Below are 16,780 nucleotides of genomic sequence, written 5' to 3'. Positions count from 1 at the left end.
TCGCGGGCCTTCCCCGCCTCGTGGGAAAAATTGTCTCGTTCGAGCGACTAGCATGGGTGCAGATCCAGTACTACCTCCGTACCTCCGGTGCCGCCTGGAAAAGCTCGGGCGCCCGTGAGGACGGCGCTAGGCGACCCGGCAGGCGTGGTGGGGACCGAGACCAACAGCACATCCACTTCCCGGTTCATCGAAGGCAAAATGCCCCCGGTGACCGACGCCCACGGCTCGCGCCGCCGCACGGCGGACGCGGGCGCGACGACGCAGGCGGGACGGGCCGCACCCTCCCGCCAGCCGTGGGCGCCCGCGAACGCGGGCGTTGACGCTGAGTCACCGACTCAGCATCTGGCGTCATCCGGACAGGGTGAACGCCCCGCGGCGGGCCGTCAGGCTGCCGGAAGCCGAACCCCTATGCCCGGCGCGCAGCAGGCCACGACGCACCTGCCGAGGTCGGGCCAGGTGACCCAGAGCGCGACCGGCCGCGCCGCGCTCCAGTCCGCCGCCCGCCAGTCCACCGCCGCCCCGTCCGCCGCCTCCCCGTCACCCTCGGACGCGCGGACCTCGTCCCAGCACGCGGTCCCCCCGGCCACCGCCCACCCGGCGCCCGCCGCCGCCTCGGCCCCCACCGCCGCCTTCCCCGCGCAGCACCCCGCCAAGGCCCCCGCCCCGAGCGCCGCCTGGTTCGACCCGGACTCCCCCGCGCAGCCCGACTCCATCGCCGAGGTCCGCGCCGCCACCCCCGCCACCGCCTGGGTGCGCGGCGACGGCGACGGCCCGCAGGAGGTCCCGGTCACCACCCCGGACGGCACCACCTACCCGTGGCGCGGCCCGATCGCCTGCGACATCAGGGACTTCACCGCCGACGGCTCCCCGGTGCGCGACTTCACCGTGCGGCTGCACCTGGACACCCTGGCCCCCGACCTGGAGGCCCGCGCCTGCCTGGGCGTGGAGGAGCTGTTCAACCGGGGCAACCGGCTGCCCGGCGGCGAGCAGTTCCACGTCACCGTCGAGTTCACCGACAGCCCGACGTCCGCGCACGCCAGCGTCGTGGTCACCGGCAGCGGTCGCCCCGGCCAGCTGACCTGGCCGTCCGGCACCGGCAGCCGCAGGCTCGCGCACGAGGTGGGCCACTTCCTCGGCCTGCCGGACACGGCGGGCACCGCGCCCAGCGCGGTCGGCGAGCTGCGCCCGGCCGACCTGTGGCTGGTCGACCACCTGACCCGCGCGACCGCGACCGCCACCGAGCCGGTCAAGGGCGGCTGGGGCACCGGGGACGAGCCGCAGGAGCAGCGGCTCACCCCGCAGCGGCTGCGGGACGAGTTCGGCGTGCCGCCGGTGGACCAGCTGCGGTTGCAGGCGCTGGCGAAGAACACCTCGCTCAGCTTCGACGTGCCCACCGCGAACCCGGACGCGCTGGCCTGGCTGTTCCAGGGCGCCGTGGTGCGCCCGGAGGGCCTCGGCGGGCGGACCGTCACGGACCTGGACCTGCACCTGGGCGCGCGCCCCGAGATGATCGGCCTGCTCGCGCACTTCGCGCCCGCCCAGCCGGGTGAGCTGTCCGGGCTGGACCCGGCGACCGTGGAGCGGGTGCGGCAGCGGCACAGCACGCGGGTGGAGGAGCACGCGGCGCAGGAGGCCGAGTTCGCCGACCAGATCGCGTCCGGCTGGGTGCGGCTGCGCGAGGGCGGGGTCGTCGAGGTCGCCACGACCGAGGGCTTCCGGCCCGCCGTCGACCTGAACGACGCGTTCCACCTGCACCTGGCGGGCAGCGCCGACACGCTCGTGGTGGACGACCGGGAGCTGGCCGCGCTGGTCCCCGGCAGGCACCAGCGCGGCGCGTACCGGGTGGACGACCGGGGCACCGCGACGCCCGTGCTGCCCGCGACCGTGGCGCAGAACCCGATGCTGCGGTTCCGGCCGAACGCGCACCCGACGCTGGTGCCGCCCGGCGAGGAGCTGGTGGTGACGGCGGAGCGGCTGCGCGCCGAGGGCGGCGAGCTGAGCCTGGCGGTGCTGGAGCTGCCGCTGGCCCCGCACCGGCTGGCGACGCTGCTGCACGAGGCGCACGGCATGGCGGTCCGGTTCGGCGGCCCCGGCTCGGCGCCCGCCGTGCCGGACGTGGCGCACCTGGCGCTGGTGCTGCACGACCAGGGCGGCACGGCCGCCGAGGCGGCGGCTCGGGCGCTGGCGACGACCGCCGAGGACCGGGACGTGCCGCTGGTGAGCACGGGCCTGATCGGCGCGGTCGGCGGCTCGGGGCGGCCCGCGAACAGCGAGGACGGCAACCTGGCCGAGGTGCGCCCGGTGTCGGTGGCGTTCCCGAGGGGCTCGGCGGTGCCGGAGCTGGGCGCGGAGGCCGCGATGGAGCCGATCGCGCTGCGCCTGGCGCACTCGGCGGTGTGGCGGCACGCGAACGGGCTGGCGCCCGCGCGGATCACCGTGACCGGCTACGGCAACACCATGCCCGGCGTGTTCGGCAACGCGCTGGAGACCGGCCAGGCCCGCGCGGACGCGGTGACGAACCTGCTGCGGCTGCTGGTGTCCCGGCAGCTGCGCAGGCTGGTCGGCACCGGGTCGGCGGCGCCGCTGCCGGAGATCAGCGCGGTGTCCGGCGGGACCGACCTGTCCGGGGCGGTGCACGACGAGGGCGCGCCGGAGCTGGAGCGCCGCCGCCGCGCGGTGATCGCGGTGGCCCCCGCGCCGGTGGCGCCGAAGGAGTCGACCGAGTCGGTCGACATCCGGCACGCGATCAGCGCGACCGAGCGGCGGCTGGTGGTGGCCAGGGCGCTGCTGGCGACCGGCCGCCGGGAGCTGGCGCTGCTGGACACGACGCTGCGCGCGCGGGTGGAGACGCTGCTGGTGGCGGGCGCCGGTCGGCACAGCGCCGACCTGAGCGGGCCCGGCGCGGAGCGGGTCGTGCTGGCCGAGCGGGTCTCCGGGCTGGAGCACGGGCTGGAGCGGGAGAACGCGCTGCTGGGCGTGTGGCGCAGGCTGCTGGAGCAGGCCCGCTCCGGCGCGCTGGGGCTGCCGCGCGGCCCGTCGGCGGCGCACCGGGTGCTGGAGTGGGCGCAGCGGGTCGGCGCGGTGCGGGACGCGCTGGTCGACCAGGACGCGCGCGGGCACCGGGACCAGACCGTGGGGCAGCACCTGGGGCGGGTCGCCGACGTGCTCGACGGCAGGCCCCGGTTGTCGCCGGGCGGCAGGCTGATCCCGGCCGCGTCCGGGGTGGACCGCCTGACGCCGCCGCAGCGCGACGCGGTGGCGCTGGCCGCCGCCGTGGACAGCGCGGCGGCGGACATGGCGGCGGCGTGGCGGGACCTGCCGCTCAAGCCGGTGCTGGCCAGGCAGGTGCTGCGGGCGGGCGTGCCGAGGCTGCTGGAGGGCGACGGGTCGCCCGCGGGCAAGGAGGTCGTGCGGCTGGCCGTGGCATTGGTGTCGGACGACCCGCTGCGCGCGCACCTGGCCGGGGCGCTGGACGCGACCACGGCGGCCACCAGGGTGGTCGCGGTGGCCGAGCAGGCGGGCATCGCGCCGGTGGAGGCGTTCGACCTGCTGCGGCTGCGCTGCGAGGCGGAGCTGCTGGCCGAGGCGTGGGGCGAGGTGTACGCGGGCGTGCTGCGCCCGGAGGCGGGCGCGCGCGGCGGGTTCGCGCTGGCCGCCGACGTGGACCCCGGTCCACGGCCGGAGCGGCTGCGCAGGCTGGTGCACGTGGTGCGGGACGCGCTGGGCGCGGGCGGCGAGAACGGGCTGCTGGCGCTGTCGCCGTCCTCGGCGGAGGTGCTGCGGGAGCTGCGCGAGGCGCTGCCGACCGCCTCGTCGGCGCAGCCGCGCGAGAACGGCGCGCCGAGGCGGCCGTCGACCGACCCGGACGTGGTGCCGTTCCCCGGCTCGCCCGCCGCGGGCGCGCTGACGCCCCGGCAGCACCTGCTGCTGCGGTCGGTGCGGCTGCGCAGCGAGGCGGGCGCGGAGGCGCTGCGGCAGGAGGTGCTGGCGCGGTTGTCGCCGTTGTGCGGCAACCAGTTCCCGGAGGCGGTGCTGGAGCGGGTCGAGGACTGGTTCGCGACCGCGCCGATCACCGTGACGCTGCGGGCGCGCGACGTGCTGGCGGCGGACGCGGGCGGGGCGCTGCGGTTGCGCGGGGCCCGGTTGCCGGTGCCCGCCGAGGCCGGGCTGCGCCGGGTGGACCGCAAGAGCCTGGAGGGCTTGCGGGAGACCGGGTTCGACCTGTCCGGGCCGCAGGCGACGGCGGAGCGGGCGCGGCGGCAGGCGGCGCACCTTGAGCAGCTGCTGGCCGGTGACCACGCGTTCGCGTTCTGGACCGCGCCGGGCGGGTCGGTGGGCCCGGTGGGGCGCTACGAGTGGGACGCGCAGTGCGTCGACCGGCGGGAGCTGGGGCCGCTGGTGGGCGAGGTGACCGGGCTGGTGCACCCCGACCACTCGCACGCGCTGCGGCTGCGGGCTGACCCGCGCCGGGGCGAGGCGCACCTGCTGCTGAAGCTGGAGGCGAGGCGGCGGGCGTACTTCAGCCACACGGGGCGGGGCGCGCCGACGTCGAGCCCGGTCGAGCTGCTGCACGCGCTGCTGTCCGAGGGCGGGGTGGGCGAGCGGCACGCGCGCGCGGTGCTGGCGGCGGCCACCGGTCAGCGGCCGGAGGGGTCGCACGACGCGGTCTGGCAGGCGACCGCGCCGGTGATCGCGGCGCACGTGTGCGGCGGGATCGACCTGTCCCGCGACGTCGAGCGGCTGGCCCTGCCCGCCAGTGGTCTGGACAAGTCGACGACCACGAAGCTGCGGTCGGTGGCGGGCGCGCACGGCGTCCCCGTGGTGGAATACGACCCGGAGGGCCGGTAGGTCCCTCGCCCCCGCGTGACGACCCGCTCCTCGTTGAGGTGAGGGTCACCCGCCGAAGGGGTGCACGGGAACACGGACAGCCATCAAGCCGTGTCTCGTCAGTCACAGACAGGTCCGACTATTGGGACGCTTGCCTCTTGCGCGACTAGCATCCCGTGCGTCAAGGTCCCGCCCACCTCGGCTCACGGGACCAATCCACCACTGACGCTGGAGGCCGTGAATGGCCGGCACCACCGCAACCGGGCGGGCGGGCAGCTCCCGTGGAGGCGGAACGCTCTACCGAGGCGACTTGGGCATGTGGTCCTGGGTCGCCCACCGCATCACCGGCGTTCTGACCTTCTTCTTCTTGTTCGTGCACGTTCTGGACACCGCGCTCGTCCGGGTGTCCCCGAACGACTACGACGCGGTCATCGAGACCTACAAGACCCCGCTGGTGAACCTCTTCGAGGTCGGCCTGGTCGGCGCGGTCCTCTACCACGCCCTCAACGGCGTCCGGGTCATGCTGGTCGACTTCTGGGCCAAGGGCCCGAAGCACCAGCGCGCGATGCTGTGGACCATCCTCGGCATCTGGGTCGCGGTCATGATCCCCGGCACGTACTTCATGATGGTCCGCACGGTCACCGAGATGTTCGGGGGTCACTGATCATGAGCGAACTGGCTCTCGACCGCCCCCGCTCCCCGCGCAGGCCCGCGGCGCGGCGCAGCAACTTCGAGCTCTACAGCTGGTTGTTCATGCGCCTGTCCGGCGTGGCGCTGCTCGTGCTGGTGCTCGGCCACCTGTTCATCATGAACATCCTCGACGGCGGCGTGCACCGGATCAACTTCGGCTTCGTCGCCGGTCGCTGGGCTTCCCCGTTCTGGCAGATCTGGGACCTGGCCATGCTGTGGCTGGCCCAGATCCACGGCGGCAACGGCCTGCGGACGGTCATCAACGACTACGCCCGCAAGGACGCCACCCGCTTCTGGCTGAAGATGCTGCTCTACGTGTCGATGGTCCTGATCATCGTGACGGGGACGTACGTGGTGTTCACGTTCGATCCCGGCATCGCCACCACCAACTGACCCGGCGCGGGAGCACACCGACATGCAGTTCCACAAGTACGACGTCGTGATCATCGGGGCTGGTGGCGCGGGTATGCGCGCCGCCATCGAGTCGGGCCAGCGCGCCCGCACCGCGGTGCTCACCAAGCTCTACCCCACCCGGTCCCACACGGGCGCCGCGCAGGGCGGCATGTGCGCCGCGCTGGCGAACGTGGAGGAGGACAACTGGGAGTGGCACACCTTCGACACGATCAAGGGCGGTGACTACCTGGTCGACCAGGACGCCGCCGAGATCATGGCGAAGGAGGCCATCGACGCGGTCCTCGACCTGGAGAAGATGGGCCTGCCGTTCAACCGGACGCCCGAGGGCAAGATCGACCAGCGCCGGTTCGGCGGGCACACCCGCAACCACGGCGAGGCCGCGGTGCGCCGCGCCTGCTACGCCGCCGACCGCACCGGTCACATGATCCTGCAGACGCTGTACCAGAACTGCGTCAAGCACGGCATCGAGTTCTACAACGAGTTCTACGTCCTCGACATCTGCATGACCGAGACCGAGGACGGCCCGGTCTGCACCGGCGCCGTGGCGTACGAGCTGGCGACCGGCGAGATCCACGTGTTCCAGGCCAAGTCGGTCGTGTTCGCGACCGGCGGGTTCGGCAAGGTCTTCAAGACCACCTCGAACGCGCACACCCTGACCGGCGACGGCATGGGCATCGTGTTCCGCAAGGGCCTGCCGCTGGAGGACATGGAGTTCTACCAGTTCCACCCGACCGGTCTCGCGGGCCTGGGCATCCTGCTCACCGAGGGCGCGCGCGGCGAGGGCGCGATCCTGCGCAACGCCTCCGGCGAGCGGTTCATGGAGCGCTACGCCCCCACCATCAAGGACCTCGCGCCGCGCGACATCGTCGCCCGGTCGATGGCCCTGGAGGTGCTGGAGGGCCGGGGCGCGGGTCCGAACAAGGACTACGTGCTGCTGGACTGCACGCACCTGGGCGCCGAGGTCCTGGAGACCAAGCTGCCCGACATCACCGAGTTCGCCCGCACCTACCTGGCGGTCGACCCGGTGACCGAGCCGGTGCCGGTGTACCCGACCGCGCACTACGCGATGGGCGGCATCCCCACGAACGTGCTGGGCGAGGTGCTGCGGGACAACGACAACGTGATCCCCGGCCTGTACGCCGCCGGTGAGTGCGCGTGCGTGTCGGTGCACGGCGCGAACCGCCTCGGCACCAACTCGCTGCTGGACATCAACGTGTTCGGCCGCCGCGCGGGCATCGCCGCCGCCGAGTACGCCTTGGCGCACGAGCACGTCGACCTGCCGGAGAACCCGGCGGCGAACGTCGAGGCCCAGGTGGCGCTGGCGCTGTCCGAGCACGGCCACGAGCGCGTCGCGGACATCCGCACCGAGCTCCAGGCCACGATGGACGCGAACGCGTCGGTGTACCGCACCGAGGACACGCTCAAGCAGGCGCTGAACGACGTGCAGGCGCTGAAGGAGCGGTACCAGCGGATCACCGTGCAGGACAAGGGCAAGCGGTTCAACACGGACCTGCTGGAAGCCGTCGAGCTGGGCTTCCTGCTGGAGCTGGCCGAGGTTCTGGTCGTGGGCGCGCTCGCGCGCAAGGAGTCCAGGGGCGGGCACGCCCGCGAGGACTACCCGACCCGCGACGACACGAACTTCATGCGCCACAGCATGTACTACAAGCAGGGTGAGGGCCTGTCCGCCGAGATCAGGCTGGACTACAAGCCCGTCACGTTCACCCGGTACCAGCCGATGGAGCGCAAGTACTGATGACCGCTACCGCTGAGGTTTCCACGGGTTCGCGCGGCTCCCAGCCCCCGGTGCCGGACGGCGCGATCACCGTCACGCTGAAGGTCCGCCGGTTCAACCCGGAGTTCGACGACGAGCCGCGCTGGGACTCCTTCGAGATCCCCGCGCTCCCGTCCGACCGGGTGCTGAACCTGCTGCACTACGTCAAGTGGTACATCGACGGGACGCTCACGTTCCGCCGGTCGTGCGCGCACGGCATCTGCGGCTCGGACGCGATGCGGATCAACGGCGTGAACCGCCTGGCGTGCAAGGTCCTGCTGAAGGACCTCATGCCGTCGGGCGGCAAGCCGACCACGATCACCATCGAGCCCATCAAGGGCCTGCCGGTCCACAAGGACCTGCTGGTCGACATGGAGCCGTTCTTCGAGGCGTTCAAGGCGGTCAAGCCGTACCTGGTGACGTACGGGAACGAGCCGACCCGCGAGCGCATCCAGTCCATCGCGGACCGGGAGCGGTTCGACGACACGACCAAGTGCATCCTGTGCGCCTGCTGCACCACGTCGTGCCCGGTGTACTGGACCGAGGGCACGTACTTCGGCCCGGCGGCGATCGTGAACGCCCACCGCTTCATCTTCGACTCGCGCGACGAGGGCGCGGAGGAGCGGCTGGACATCCTGAACGACATCGACGGCGTGTGGCGCTGCCGCACGACCTTCAACTGCACCGACGCCTGCCCGCGCGGCATCCAGGTGACGAAGGCGATCCAGGAGGTGAAGCGCGCGCTGCTGTTCAAGCGCGTGTGACGCCCGAGGCGCGCGAGCGCCGGAGGAGCTTCCAGGGGGCGGCCCCGGTCCGATTCGGACCGGGGCCGCCCCCTTCGCCCGTTCAGGGCGCTGCGGGGCGCTGAGGGGGTGGTGCGGGAGCGCGGGCGGTGGCCGGGCCGGGACCCCACGACCACGAAGGCCCCGGAGCGGGTGCTCCGGGGCCTTCGTGGTCGTGGGGCCGCCCCGGCTGCGCGCCGGAGCGGCCCGCGCTCGGTCAGTCCTGCTTCGGGTCCTGCTCGGCGCCCGGTTCCCGGCCCGGCTCGGGGGCCGTGGCCCGGCGGGGCGGCTCGTCCTGGTCGAACTGCTCGGCAGGCCAGCCGGGCACCTGGACGGAGCCCTCGCGCCGCACCGGCATGGTCCGGCCGCCCGGCGGCACGACCGGGGGCTGCGGCACGACCGGGGGCTGGGCGCTCGGGGGCTGCTGCTCGGCCGGGGGCTTGGGCAGCTGCTCCACCTCGCGGGTGGCGGGCTCCGACCTCGGCAGCACCGGGCGCGACTGGGTCAGCTCGCGCGTGGCGTCGGACGGCGGCGAGAGCTCGACCTCGCGGGTGGCGTCCGACGGCGGCGACAGCCGCACCTCGCGGGTGACGGCCTCCGACCTCGGCTGCGCGGGCGCGTCCTGCGGGGCGGCCGGGGTCCCCTGGTCGGGCGTGCCCGGCGCGGCGGTCGGACCGGTCTGGATCTTCGCCGGCTGCGGGCCCTGGGTGCGCACCAGCTGGGTCGGCGCGGACGGGCCGGTCGGGACCTGGCCCGCCGGGATCTCCCGGCTCGCCCTGCTCGGCTGCCCCGCCGGGCCCTGGCCCGCGAAGGCCTGCCCCGCCGGGCCGTGAGCCTGCGGAGGCCTGCCGCCGGGAGCCTGCCCGGTCGGGGACTGGCCCGCAGCGCCGTGGCCTCCGGCGGGCTGGGCGGTCGGGAACTCGCCGGGCGGCGGTGGGCCCGTGACGCCCGCCCCGCCGCCCGCGCCCGCCGGGGACGTGCCCGCGCCGGTCGGACCAGCACCCGCCGAACCGCCGCCGGTCCCGCCCGTCGCCGCAGCCGCCGCGGCGGCCCGCTTGGCGCGCGCCGCGCGTGCCCGCTTCGCCCGCAGGTACATCACCAGCCCGCCGAGCACCCCCAGCCCGGCGAGCGCCGTGAGCGGCCCGCCGACGTTGCCGAAGGCCTTGCCCATCGTGGACGTCGGCTCCTGGGCGTCCACCTGGGCCACGGCCTGGCCCGCCCCCGCCGTGAGGGTCGGGTTGGCCGCCGTGGTCTTCCGCTTGGCCTGCGGGGCGCCGTCGACCAGCTTGCCGACGCTGGTGCTCGCGGGCAGCGAGAAGCCGTAGTCGAGCAGCCTGGCCGCCTGGTCGGTGGTGCGCAGGGGCTGCTGCTGGGCGCGCAGCAGCACGGCCACGAGCCGCCTGCCGTCGCGCTCGGCCGCGCCCACGTACGTGTGCTGGGCGTCGTCGGTGAACCCGGTCTTGCCGCCGAGCGCGCCCGCGTAGGAGGTCATCAGCCGGTTGTCGTTGATGACCGGCTTGGTGCCGCCCTCCTCCGCCGGGAACTCGATGCGCTGGGTGGCGATCGCCCTGGCGAAGTCGGGGTACTTCATGGCGGCGCGGAAGATCAGCGCCACGTCGTAGGCGGAGGTGCTGGTGCCGGGGGCGTCGAGCCCGGACGGGGTGATGGCCCTGGTGTCGCGGGCGCCCAGCTCGGTGGCCAGCGCGTTCATCTTGCGGATGGCGCTGGGCAGGCCGCCGAGCCGCCTGGCCAGCGCGTTGGCGACGTCGTTGCCGGACGCCATGACCAGCGACTGGAGCAGCTGCTCGACGGTGTAGGTGTTGCCCGCCTTGAGCCCGATGCAGGTGCACTCCTGCTCGGTGTCCTCCTCGATCGCGGTCATCTGCGAGTCGAGCGGCAGCTCCTTGGCCGCCACCATCGCCAGCAGGACCTTGATCACCGAGGCGGGCCGCTGCCTGCCGTGCGGGTCGTTGGCCGCGAGCACGGCGCCGCTGTCCATGTCCGCGACGAGCCAGGTCTTGGCCGTGATGCCGCTGGGCGCCCTGCTGGTCCCCTCGGGCAGCACGGCGCCGCACTCGCCCATCCGGTCACCCCCGATGGGCGGGGAGGGGACCTCCAGCGGCTCCGGTGGGCGGGCGCCGTCGGGGACGTCCTCGGACGTGTCCACCGCCGGGGGCGGCGACACCCTGTTCTCGCACGTGGTCTGCTGCGCGCCCGCCTGCGGCGCGACGAGCGCGGCGTTGGCGAGCAGCGCGCACGCAGCCAGCACGAAGGCTGCTGCGGACCTTCGGGACGCGGGGTAACGCACCCGCCCAGGCTATCCACCCCGGTTGCGGGCGTCGCACCCACCACGTCCGATACTGAACGGGTGAAGCTCTCCCGAGGCATGTCCGCGTTCCTGCTGGCCTTCGGGATCTGGTCGTGGGTCATCTGGCCGAACTTCCTGCGCAACATCTGGAAGGACGAGCGCGCCTGGGACCCGGGGCCGACCGCGTTCTTCACCGTGCACCTGGTGCTCGTCATCGCGTCGCTGGTCTTCGGCACGATCATCGGCGTGCTCGGCGCGCGCGGCCTGCTGGCAGCCCGCCGCCGCTAACCCCACCACCACACCTGGAGGCTCCACCGTGGACTTCGTCCGCCTGCTGCTGGTGTTCCTGCACCTGCTCGGCATGGGAATGCTCGTGGCCATGTTCTTCATCCAGCGGCGCGTCGGCGCGAACGGGCCGCTGAACAAGGGCTGGCTGCACGGCAGCGGGCTCCAGCTGGTCACCGGCGTCGCGCTGATCGGCCTGGCGCCGCTGACCGGGCGCGACTACGACGTCGTGAAGATGGGCGTGAAGCTGGCGCTGCTGGTGGTGCTGGCGGGCCTGGTCGCGGTGAACCTCAGCAAGAAGCAGGTCGCGACGTGGCTGGCCCCGACCCTGGGCGGCCTGGTCGTGCTGGAGACCGCCGTCGCGGTCTTCTGGCGCTGATCCCACCCCGGCGCCGGTCCTCGCGGCGCCGACCTCCCACCGGGCGCGCGTGGCACCCCCACCGCGCCCGGTCCGCAGGCCCGCCCCGCCTCACGTCCGGCGCCTCACGTCCGGGCTCCCCACCTTCGGGCCCCCACGTCCGGCGCCCCAGCTCAGCGCTTGCGCCGGAACAGCGCCCCGATCAGCACCCCGGCCCCGAGCAGCCCGACCGTCGCGCCGGGCGTCGGCGCCTTCCGCACCTCGACCACCGGCCGGATCACCGCCGGTGGCGGCGGCTGCGGCGGGTCGCGCAGCACGTTCTCCTTCGCCGTCGCGGTCCACGCGGCCATGAACAGCATGAACTGCGCCAGCAGGTTCGCGAACACCAGGACGCCGAGCAGCGGCCCGAACGCGAGCCCGGTCGGCGAGGTGCCCACGATCCCCAGGTAGATCGACCCGCCCTGCTTGAGCACCTCGAACCCGACCGAGGTCACCGCGGCCCCGCGCATGGCGCTGCGCCACGACACCGGCTTGCGCGGCAGCTTCGCCAGCACCCAGAGGAACACCAGCCAGTTCGCGGCCAGGCCGAGCACGATCGTGCCCGCCCGCAGCACCGCCTCGGCCCACCACACGCCGTCCAGCCCGACCGCCCGCAGCACCAGGTGCGCGAAGCCGCTGCCGAGCGCGGTGATGCCGACCGACACGACCAGCGCGACCCCGAGCCCGATCAGCGCGAACAGGTCCCGCACGGCGGTCTTGACGATCGGCAGGTCGGCCTTCGGGTAGCCCCACTGGGCGGTGAGCGCGTCCCGCAGGTTCGTGATCCAGCCGATCCCGGAGTAGGCCGCGCCGAGCAGGCCGAACACGCCGACCGTGCCCTTGGAGTCGATGGCCTGCCCGACGACCTCGTTGAGGGTGTCGCCGAGCGAGCCGGGCACCGCCTCGGTGATCGCGGCGCGCAGGTCGTCCAGCAGGGCGGGCTGGGAGGTCAGCACGATGCCCGCGACGGCGAAGCCGATCATCAGCAGGGGGACCAGCGACAGGACGCTGAAGTAGGTGACGGCGGCGGCGTAGTGGGTGCCGTACCGCTCGGTGTAGCGGACGCCCGCCCTGACCACGTGGTCGAGCCACGGGTACCGGGCGCGCAACCGGTCGATCTTCGACTCCGCCGCGTCCGGCTTCGATTCCGCCACGTCCGAAAGCTAGTCGGCGCTCTGACCAGCCGCCACTCGGCATCCAGGTGATGTGCGCGCGATCTCCGGCGGGGCCGCAGAACGGCGGCGAGGCCGGCCCCCGAGCGGGGACCGGCCTCGTGCGCGGGGCGTCGCCGGGGGCGTCAGCCCGCCAGGAAGCCGACCTTCTCGTACGCGCGCGCCAGCGTCTTGGACGCGACCTCGCGGGCCCGCTCGGAACCGCGCGCCAGCACCTTGTCGAGCTCGGCGGGGTCGGCCAGGTACTCGGCGACCTTGGCCTGCACGGGCGTCACGAACTCGGTGAACACCTCGCCGAGGTCCTTCTTGAGGTCCCCGTAGCCCTTGCCGTCGTAGTCGGCGACCAGCTCGTCCACCGACCGCCCGGTCAGCGCGGAGTAGATCACCAGCAGGTTGGACACGCCCGCCTTGTTCTCCGGGTCGTACACGATGTCGCGACCGGTGTCGGTGACCGCCGAGCGGATCTTCTTGGCGGACCGCTTCGGGTCCTCCAGCAGCTCGACCACGCCCGCGGGCACGGACTTGCTCATCTTCGACGTCGGGTCCTGGAGGTCGAAGATCTTCGCGGTGTCCTTGACGATGTACGGGTCGGGCAGCCGGAAGGTCTTGCCGAACCGGCTGTTGAAGCGCTGCGCCAGGTCGCGGGTCAGCTCCAGGTGCTGGCGCTGGTCCTCGCCGACCGGCACGTGGTGCGCCTGGTACAGCAGGATGTCGGCGGCCTGCAGGATCGGGTAGGTGAACAGGCCGACGCCGATCGCCGACTCGGCGCGCGCCGACTTGTCCTTGAACTGGGTCATCCGGCTGGCCTCGCCGAACCCGGTCAGGCACTGCATCACCCAGCCGAGCTGGGCGTGCTCGGGCACGTGCGACTGGACGAACAGCGCGGACCGGTCGGGATCGATGCCGAGCGCGAGGAGCTGGGCCGCCGAGACGCGGGTGTTGGCCCGCAGCACCTTGGGGTCCTGCTCGACGGTGATGGCGTGCAGGTCGACCACGCAGTAGAACGCCTCGTGCGTGTCCTGCAGCGCGACCCACTGCCGCAGCGCGCCGAGGTAGTTGCCGAGGTGGAACGAGCCCGCCGTCGGCTGGATGCCGGACAGGACTCGGGGACGGCTGGCCGGTGCGGCTGCGGTTGCTTCGGACACGGGTGAAGTGTCCCAGCCGGGTCAGGCCGCCTTGGGAGCGGGCCTCACGTCGCCGGGGAGCGGCTCGACCGCTGTCGGCTGGACCTGGACCGGCACCGGCACGGGCGCCGGGACCTCGCGCTTGCGGAAGAAGCGGATGACGCCGAGCACCATGCCCACCGCACCCAGCCCCACCGCGCCGAACGCGACGGGGGCGTCGAGCGGGCCCGCCGCGACCACGGCGTCGGCCGCCAGGGCGGTGCCCTGACCCGCGAGCACCGTCAGCGCGCTGACCGCCACACCCACTGCTGCTGCACCACGACCGCGCACAGCCGTGCCTCCTCACCCACACCGCGTCACCGTTACGGGCGAACTTCGTTGACGGACGGCCGTGAACCTACAGAAGCTGTTGGGCTGCTGTGTTCCCTTCGGGTAAAACCCCGGCCAGCCGCAGACCCTAGCCACGGCTGACCAGGCGCTCGCACCCGGGGTCTACCCGGCGACCCCCACTGGGCCGTACGTCGTAGTGCGCTGGCGGGCGGGCCTGCCCGCGAGGGCGGCGGTGGCGGCGAGCTCGGCGGTGCTGCGCGCGGAGCCGTGCTCGGAGCCCGCCATGCGGCTGATGGTCTCCTCCATGAGCGTGCCGCCCAGGTCGTTGGCGCCGCCGCGCAGCACCTCGGCGGTGCCCTCGTCGCCGAGCTTGACCCACGAGCACTGGATGTTCGGGATTCGGCCGTGCAGGGCGATGCGGGCGAACGCGTGCACGGCGCGGTTGTCGCGGCGGCTGGGGCCGGGCCGGGCGACGCCCGCCAGGTAGATGGGGGCGTTGCGGTGCACGAACGGCAGGCCGACGAACTCGGTGAGGCCGCCGGTGCGGTCCTGCAGGCCCGCGAGGACGCGGAAGTGGCCGAGCCAGTGGCCGGGGTGGTCGACGTGGCCGTACATCATCGTGGACGAGGAGCGGATGCCCAGCTCGTGCGCGGTGCCGACGACGTCGAGCCAGGTCGCGGTGGGCAGCTTGCCCTTGGTGAGCACCCAGCGGACGTCGTCGTCGAGGATCTCGGCGGCGGTGCCGGGGATGGTGTCCAGGCCCGCCTCGCGCAGCTCGGTGAGCCAGTCGCGGACGCTGGCGCCCGCCTTGGCGGCGGCGCTGACGATCTCCATGGGGCTGAAGGCGTGCACGTGCATCCCCGGAACGCGGCGCTTGATGGCGCGCACCGCGTCGGCGTAGTACGTCACCGGCAGTCGCGGGTCGATGCCGCCCTGCATGCAGATCTCGGTCGCGCCCTCCAGCCAGGCCTCGTGGGCGCGCTCGGCGACCTCGTCGGTGGACAGCCGGAACGCGTCCGCGTCGCGCTCGCGCTGGGCGAAGGCGCAGAAGCGGCAGCCGACGTAGCAGACGTTGGAGAAGTTGATGTTGCGGTTGACCACGTAGGTCACGTCGTCGCCCACGGCGTCGGCGCGCAGGTCGTCGGCGAGGCGGGTCATGGCCTCCAGCGCGGGCCCGTCGGCGGTGAGCAGGGCCATGGCGGCGTCGGTGTCGTCGAGCAGCCGGTGCGGGGCGTCGGCGGCCAGGCGCAGGGCGCGGGCGGTGTCCTCGGGCAGGCGCAGGGCCGCCTTGGGCACGCTCAGCGCCGACCAGTCGCCGTAGACGCTGTCGAAGTCGCCGCGCCGGTCGCCGGTGCGGCCCTCGGTGTCGACGGCGGTGTGCAGGTCGGCGCGCCCGGTGGTGTCGGCGGCGTCGGGCTCCTGCCACTCGCGGCCGACCACGGGCGCGCCCGGCTGGGCCAGCCCGTCCTCGCCCGCGAGGGCGGCGACGTGCGCGGTGAGCCGGGTGTCGATCCACTGGCCGGGGGTGGCGCGGGTGTACCGGGGGTAGGCGGCCAGCCGCTCGCGCAGCTCGAACCCGGCCTCGCGGGTCACCTCGACGAGCCGGTCGACCTGCGGCCACGGCCGCTCGGGGTTGACGTGGTCGGGCGTGACCGGCGACACGCCGCCCCAGTCGTCGATCCCGGCGCGGAGCATGAGCCCGAACTCGTCGCCGACCAGGTTCGGCGGGGCCTGGACGCTGGTGGTGGACGGCATGACCAGCCGGGCGACGGCGATGGTGGCGGCCAGCTCGCTCAGGTCGGCGTCGGGCGTGGAGCGCATGGCGGTGTCGGACTTGGCCCGGAAGTTCTGGATGATCACCTCCTGCACGTGCCCGTACTGGCGCGCGACGGCCCGCATGGCCAGCAGCGACTCGGCCCGCTCGGCGATGGTCTCGCCGATGCCGATGAGGATGCCCGTGGTGAACGGCACGTTCACCCGCCCCGCGTCCGTGAGCACCCGCAACCGGACGGCGGGCTCCTTGTCGGGACTGCCGTAGTGCGGCTGCCCCTTCTCGCTCCAGAGCCGCTCGGAGGTGGTCTCCAGCATCATCCCCATGCTGGCCGCGACCGGCCGCAACCGCTGGAACTCCTCCCAGCTGAGCACGCCGGGGTTCAGGTGCGGCAGCAGCCCGGTCTCCTCCAGCACCGCGATGGCGCACGAGCGCAGGTAGTCGAGCGTGGACGAGTAGCCGCGCGCGTCGAGCCACTCCTTGGCCTGGTGCCACCGGTCCTCGGGCCGGTCGCCGAGGGTGAAGAGCGCTTCCTTGCACCCGGCGGCGGCGGCCTCGCGGGCGATGGCGACGACCTCGTCGCGCTCCAGGAAGGGCGCGTCGAGCTTGTGCGGCGCCGTGGCGAACGTGCAGTAGTGGCACCGGTCCCGGCAGAGCCGGGTGAGCGGGATGAACGCGTTGCGGCTGTAGGTGACGACACCGGGCCGCCCCTCGGCGAGCAGGTGGGCGTCCCGCACCTTGGCGGCGGAGGCCAGCAACGAGTCGAGGTCGTCGCCGCGCGCGTGCAGCAGCACGGCGGCCTCGGTGGCGTCGAGCACGGCCCCGTCAGCGGCCCGCCGCAGGGCGCGCCGCATGGCGGCGGCGCCAGGCGCCGGGGAGGGCGGGGTGATCGGGATGTCCACGGGCACG

Annotated in this window: 12 protein-coding genes; 7 read left to right on the top strand and 5 right to left on the bottom strand. The window is 73.9% G+C overall.

Translation table 11 applies throughout. From position 1 onward, the window contains the following. The first annotated feature begins 456 nt into the window (after positions 1-456). The 5 genes from LV78_RS17000 to LV78_RS16980 all read left to right on the top strand — a co-directional run bounded on the left by LV78_RS17000 (position 457) and on the right by LV78_RS16980 (position 8,466). Entirely contained in the window at positions 457-4,848 is a 4,392-nt protein-coding gene (locus LV78_RS17000) for a hypothetical protein (RefSeq protein ID WP_253846207.1), read from the top strand. A gap of 220 nt (positions 4,849-5,068) precedes the next feature. Further along, complete coding sequence (gene sdhC / locus LV78_RS16995) at positions 5,069-5,491, top strand: succinate dehydrogenase, cytochrome b556 subunit (RefSeq protein WP_015805146.1); 423 nt, start codon at positions 5,069-5,071, stop codon at positions 5,489-5,491. A 2-nt stretch (positions 5,492-5,493) separates the two neighbouring features. Beyond that, complete coding sequence (locus tag LV78_RS16990; RefSeq protein ID WP_253846206.1) at positions 5,494-5,910, top strand: succinate dehydrogenase hydrophobic membrane anchor subunit; 417 nt, start codon at positions 5,494-5,496, stop codon at positions 5,908-5,910. A 22-nt stretch (positions 5,911-5,932) separates the two neighbouring features. Continuing rightward, positions 5,933-7,684, top strand: coding sequence for a succinate dehydrogenase flavoprotein subunit (gene sdhA, locus LV78_RS16985; protein WP_253846205.1), 1,752 nt, complete (start codon positions 5,933-5,935; stop codon positions 7,682-7,684). Next, on the top strand, positions 7,684-8,466 hold the full coding sequence (locus LV78_RS16980; protein WP_015805149.1) for a succinate dehydrogenase iron-sulfur subunit: 783 nt from the start codon (positions 7,684-7,686) through the stop codon (positions 8,464-8,466). The genes sdhA and LV78_RS16980 overlap by 1 nt, the downstream gene beginning before the upstream one ends. 235 nt (positions 8,467-8,701) lie before the next feature. Here LV78_RS16980 and LV78_RS16975 read toward each other — a convergent pair whose 3' ends face one another. Then, positions 8,702-10,792, bottom strand: a complete 2,091-nt coding sequence (locus tag LV78_RS16975) for a D-alanyl-D-alanine carboxypeptidase family protein (RefSeq protein ID WP_253846204.1) — start codon at positions 10,790-10,792, stop codon at positions 8,702-8,704. A gap of 60 nt (positions 10,793-10,852) precedes the next feature. Here LV78_RS16975 and LV78_RS16970 point away from each other — a divergent pair, with 60 nt between their 5' ends. After that, positions 10,853-11,080, top strand: coding sequence for an SCO4848 family membrane protein (locus tag LV78_RS16970; protein WP_253846203.1), 228 nt, complete (start codon positions 10,853-10,855; stop codon positions 11,078-11,080). Between the two features lie 28 nt (positions 11,081-11,108). Beyond that, on the top strand, positions 11,109-11,456 hold the full coding sequence (locus LV78_RS16965; protein WP_015805152.1) for a hypothetical protein: 348 nt from the start codon (positions 11,109-11,111) through the stop codon (positions 11,454-11,456). A 152-nt stretch (positions 11,457-11,608) separates the two neighbouring features. Here LV78_RS16965 and yhjD read toward each other — a convergent pair whose 3' ends face one another. From yhjD to LV78_RS16945, 4 genes are all read right to left on the bottom strand, one after another. After that, positions 11,609-12,628, bottom strand: coding sequence for an inner membrane protein YhjD (gene yhjD, locus LV78_RS16960; protein ID WP_253846202.1), 1,020 nt, complete (start codon positions 12,626-12,628; stop codon positions 11,609-11,611). Positions 12,629-12,771: 143 nt separating this feature from the next. Next, positions 12,772-13,791, bottom strand: a complete 1,020-nt coding sequence (gene trpS, locus LV78_RS16955; RefSeq protein ID WP_253846201.1) for a tryptophan--tRNA ligase — start codon at positions 13,789-13,791, stop codon at positions 12,772-12,774. Between the two features lie 21 nt (positions 13,792-13,812). After that, positions 13,813-14,076, bottom strand: a complete 264-nt coding sequence (locus LV78_RS16950) for a hypothetical protein (RefSeq protein ID WP_253846200.1) — start codon at positions 14,074-14,076, stop codon at positions 13,813-13,815. 186 nt (positions 14,077-14,262) lie between these two features. Next, entirely contained in the window at positions 14,263-16,779 is a 2,517-nt protein-coding gene (locus LV78_RS16945; RefSeq protein WP_253846199.1) for a bifunctional FO biosynthesis protein CofGH, read from the bottom strand. Position 16,780: the final 1 nt, after the last annotated feature.

Source organism: Actinosynnema pretiosum, from assembly GCF_024171695.1.
Lineage (GTDB): Bacteria > Actinomycetota > Actinomycetes > Mycobacteriales > Pseudonocardiaceae > Actinosynnema > Actinosynnema pretiosum.
This window is presented reverse-complemented; position numbering and strand designations above follow the sequence as displayed.

Coding starts and splice junctions, on each gene's coding strand:
- sdhC (WP_015805146.1), top strand. CDS start 5,069: ATGGCCGGCACCACCGCAACCGGGCGGGCGGGCAGCTCCCGTGGAGGC.
- LV78_RS16990 (WP_253846206.1), top strand. CDS start 5,494: ATGAGCGAACTGGCTCTCGACCGCCCCCGCTCCCCGCGCAGGCCCGCG.
- sdhA (WP_253846205.1), top strand. CDS start 5,933: ATGCAGTTCCACAAGTACGACGTCGTGATCATCGGGGCTGGTGGCGCG.
- LV78_RS16980 (WP_015805149.1), top strand. CDS start 7,684: ATGACCGCTACCGCTGAGGTTTCCACGGGTTCGCGCGGCTCCCAGCCC.